This is a genomic window from Arthrobacter sp. 05L45_2, from assembly GCF_056397525.1.
In genome coordinates this window covers 1-3,363 of the sequence record NZ_JBFTNO010000264.1, presented here as the reverse complement: position 1 = coordinate 3,363, position 3,363 = coordinate 1, and the positions used below count along the sequence as shown (strand labels likewise).

2 protein-coding genes and 1 pseudogene are annotated in these 3,363 nt (G+C 69.7%); all 3 read right to left on the bottom strand.

Features of this window, described 5'->3' with window-relative positions; genetic code table 11:
- Positions 1–52: 52 nt before the first annotated feature.
- A complete protein-coding gene (locus tag AC1DHD_RS15140; protein ID WP_476880501.1) occupies positions 53–1,012 on the bottom strand; it encodes an electron transfer flavoprotein subunit alpha/FixB family protein in 960 nt (319 codons plus the stop codon).
- Between the two features lie 13 nt (positions 1,013–1,025).
- On the bottom strand, positions 1,026–1,826 hold the full coding sequence (locus tag AC1DHD_RS15135) for an electron transfer flavoprotein subunit beta/FixA family protein (RefSeq protein ID WP_476880502.1): 801 nt from the start codon (positions 1,824–1,826) through the stop codon (positions 1,026–1,028).
- A 307-nt stretch (positions 1,827–2,133) separates the two neighbouring features.
- Positions 2,134–3,363, bottom strand: a pseudogene (locus AC1DHD_RS15130) (S1C family serine protease); the annotation flags it as partial.

Sequence of the window (3,363 nt, the reverse complement as noted above, 5' to 3'; positions counted from 1 at the left end):
ATCCGGGTGTGGTCCGGGTCGAACGGGCTCTGCGCCGCGGGGGCATTGGTGCTCACTGGTCAGCCTTGCGTTTCTTGATTTCTTCGGTGGCCTGCGGGAGGACCTGGAAGAGGTCACCGACAATGCCGAAGTCGGCGATCTCAAAGACCGGCGACTCGGCGTCCTTGTTCACCGCCACGATCACCTTGGCCGTCTGCATGCCGGACTTCTGCTGGACGGCCCCGGAAATACCTGCGGAGAGGTAAAGCTGCGGCGACACCGTCTTGCCGGTCTGGCCCACCTGTGCGTCGTGGCCGATCCAGCCGGCATCCGTGGCGGCGCGGGAAGCGCCGATAGCGGCGCCGAGAGCGTCGGCGAGGTCCTCAAGCGGCCCGAAGTTTCCGTCGACGCCGCGGCCGCCGGCCACGACGATCCTGGCTTCGGAGAGCTCGGGGCGCCCGCTGGCGGCCTTCTCGGTCCGCCCGGTCACCCGGGCCGCCGAGGCGGTGGCGCCGCCCGGCACGTCCACGGTCACGGCCTGCGGGGCGGTGGGGACGGCGGCCGGCTCCGGCTCAGCGCTGTTGGCTTTGACGGTCAGTACCGCGACGGGCGTGGTGGCCCGGGCCGTGGTGGTGTAGGCGCCGGCGAGCACGGATTTGTGCGCGGTCCCGTCCGGGTCCACGGCGACGACGTCGGTGATGACGCCTGCGCGGAGCTTGATTCCCAGCCGCGCGGCGATCTCCTTGCCTTCGGCGGTGTTGTCCGCCAGCACGATGTCCGCCCCGGAGGCCTCGGCGGCCGCCGCGAGGAAGGCGGCTTTGGGACCGACGAGGTAGTCGTTGAGGTCCGCCGCCGACGGGACGTAGAGCTCGGACGCGCCGTAGGCCGCGAGGGCGGCGCTGACGTCGTCCTGCAGGCCGCCGTTGAACGCCACAGCCACCTCGCCCAGGCCGCGGGCGATCGTGAGCAGTTCCAGGCTGGATTTCTTCAGCGCCGGACCCGGGGTATCGATGAAAACGAGTGCTTTTGCCATGTCTGGAACTTTCTTAGAGCAGCTTCTGGGCGGCCAGGAAGTCCACCAGCTTGATGCCGGCGTCGCCGTCGTCGGTGATGATGGTGCCGGCCGTCCGCGGCGGCCGGAGGTCCGCCGTCTCAACCGTGGTCCAGGACCCCGCGAGGCCCACCTCGCCGGGCTCGACGCCGATATCGGCCAGGGTCAGGGTGGTGATGGTTTTCTTCTTCGCCGCCATAATGCCCTTGAAGTTCGGGTACCGCGGATCGTTGATCTGGTCGGTGACCGAGACCACGGCAGGCAGGGTGGCCTCGACGGTGTCGGCGTGGGAGTCGCCGTCGCGGCGGGCGGTGAGGGTGCCGCCGTCCAGGTCGAGGGAGGCCGCGAAGGTCACCTGGGGCAGGCCCAGGCGCTCGGCGAGCTGGGCGGGCACCAGGGACGTTTCGCCGTCAGTGGAGGCCATTCCGGTGAGGATGAGGTCCGCCGGGGAGTCGGCGCCAAGGTGGCGGATCGCCGCGGCCAGGGCCAGGGAGGTGGCAGCGGCATCCGAGCCGGCCAGCGCCTCGTCGCTGAGGTGCACGCCCTCGGTGGCGCCGATCTGCAGCGATTTCTTGACGGCGTTGACGGCGCCGGCCGGGCCCATACTCAGGGCAATGACCTTATTTCCCGCGGCTTCGCCGCCGCGGGCCTCGCTCAGCTGCAGCGCCGCTTCCAGGGCGTATTCGTCCAGTTCGGACAGGATGCTCTCGGACCGGTCGGTGGTGTTGGCCGCACCGCTGAGGTGCCGGTCGAACTGCGCGTCCGGAACGTGCTTGACGAGCACGATGATTTTCAAAGTCTCTTCCACTGTGTTTACAGCAGCCTTCCATGCCGGGGGCGGCCAGCCGGGTGGGGTCGTGGCCAGGGGTGCCCGGGCGGCCGGGCTGCTCCAAGCTAACCATATAGCGGGGCCACGGCGCGGCCCCGGTTAACGCCTGTGTCAGCTGCCCGCGGAGAGGGCGTCCGGGAGCGGCCCCCGGGGATCGGTCCCGGGCTGACGTGCGTGCCCGGAACGGCGAAGCCGGCCGCCACCCCTCAGGGCGCCGGCCGGCTTCTCGTTGTACTTCCCGCGTCGGCGGGTGCTGCCGCTACTGCTGCTGTTGTTACTGCTCGGCGGCTGCGCCCAGCGTCACATCAAGCTGCTGTTCCTTGCCGCCGCGGAGGACGGTGACCTGGACCTTCGCGCCGGCTGCCTGCTCGCGGACTGCGGCCGTGAGCTGGTTCGGATCGCTGATGGAGCGGTCCTGGAACTTGGTGATGACGTCGCCCACCCTGATGCCGGCTTTGTCGGCGGCGGAGCTTGGCTCCACCGTGGCCACGTCTGCGCCTACAGAGAAACCGGAGGACGAGGTGCCCGCCGCCTTGGCCTTCACGCTCACCCCGAGCTGGCCGTGGGTGGCCTTGCCGTTGCTGATGATCTCCTGGGCGACGCGCTTGGCGTTGTTGATCGGGATGCTGAAGCCGACGCCGATGTTGCCGCTGCTGCTGCTGCCGGCGGAGTCCCCGCCGGCCGAGGCGATGGCGACGTTCACGCCGATGATTTCACCCTTGCTGCTGACCAGAGCACCGCCGGAGTTGCCAGGGTTGATGGCGGCGTCGGTCTGGATGACGTTGATCGAGATGCTGCCCTGGTCAGCGGTGCTGGGGGCCTGTCCCCCGCCGGGAGGAGCGAACTGGAAGCCCTGGTCGCCGCCCTGGGAGTTGTCGGCGCCGTTCTTGGGGGCGGCCGAGGACGCGACACTGATGGTGCGGTTCAGGGTGGAGACGATGCCGTCCGTGACCGTACCGGTCAGGCCCAGCGGGGACCCGATCGCGACGGCGGTGTCACCGACGTTGAGCTTGTCCGAGTCGCCGAGGGTGGCCGGGACCAGCCCCGCCGGATTGTCCACCTTGATGACGGCGAGGTCGGAGAGCGGGTCCGTGCCGACGATCTTGGCACTGAAGACCTTGCCGGTGCTCGTGCGGACCTCGACGGCGGCGTTCGCCGACTTGCCGTCAAGGGTAACCACGTGGGTGTTGGTAAGGATGTGGCCTTCGCCGTCGAGGATGATGCCGGATCCGGTGCCGCCGTCGCTGCCGCTGGTGGCTTTGATGGTCACCACGCTGGGTGAGGCCTTCTCGGCGGCGGCGGTGATGGCGTTGACGTCGTCCTTGTTGTTGACGATCACGGTGCCGGACTGGCTGGTGCCGCCGGTGGCGGCCAGCGAACGGTTGCCGATCAGGGCATTCCCGCCGGCGACCACTCCGCCGCCCTGCCGATCAGGGCATTCCCGCCGGCGACCACTCCGCCGCCCACCAGGCCGGCGGCAAGGATGCTAGCGACGAGCGTGGGC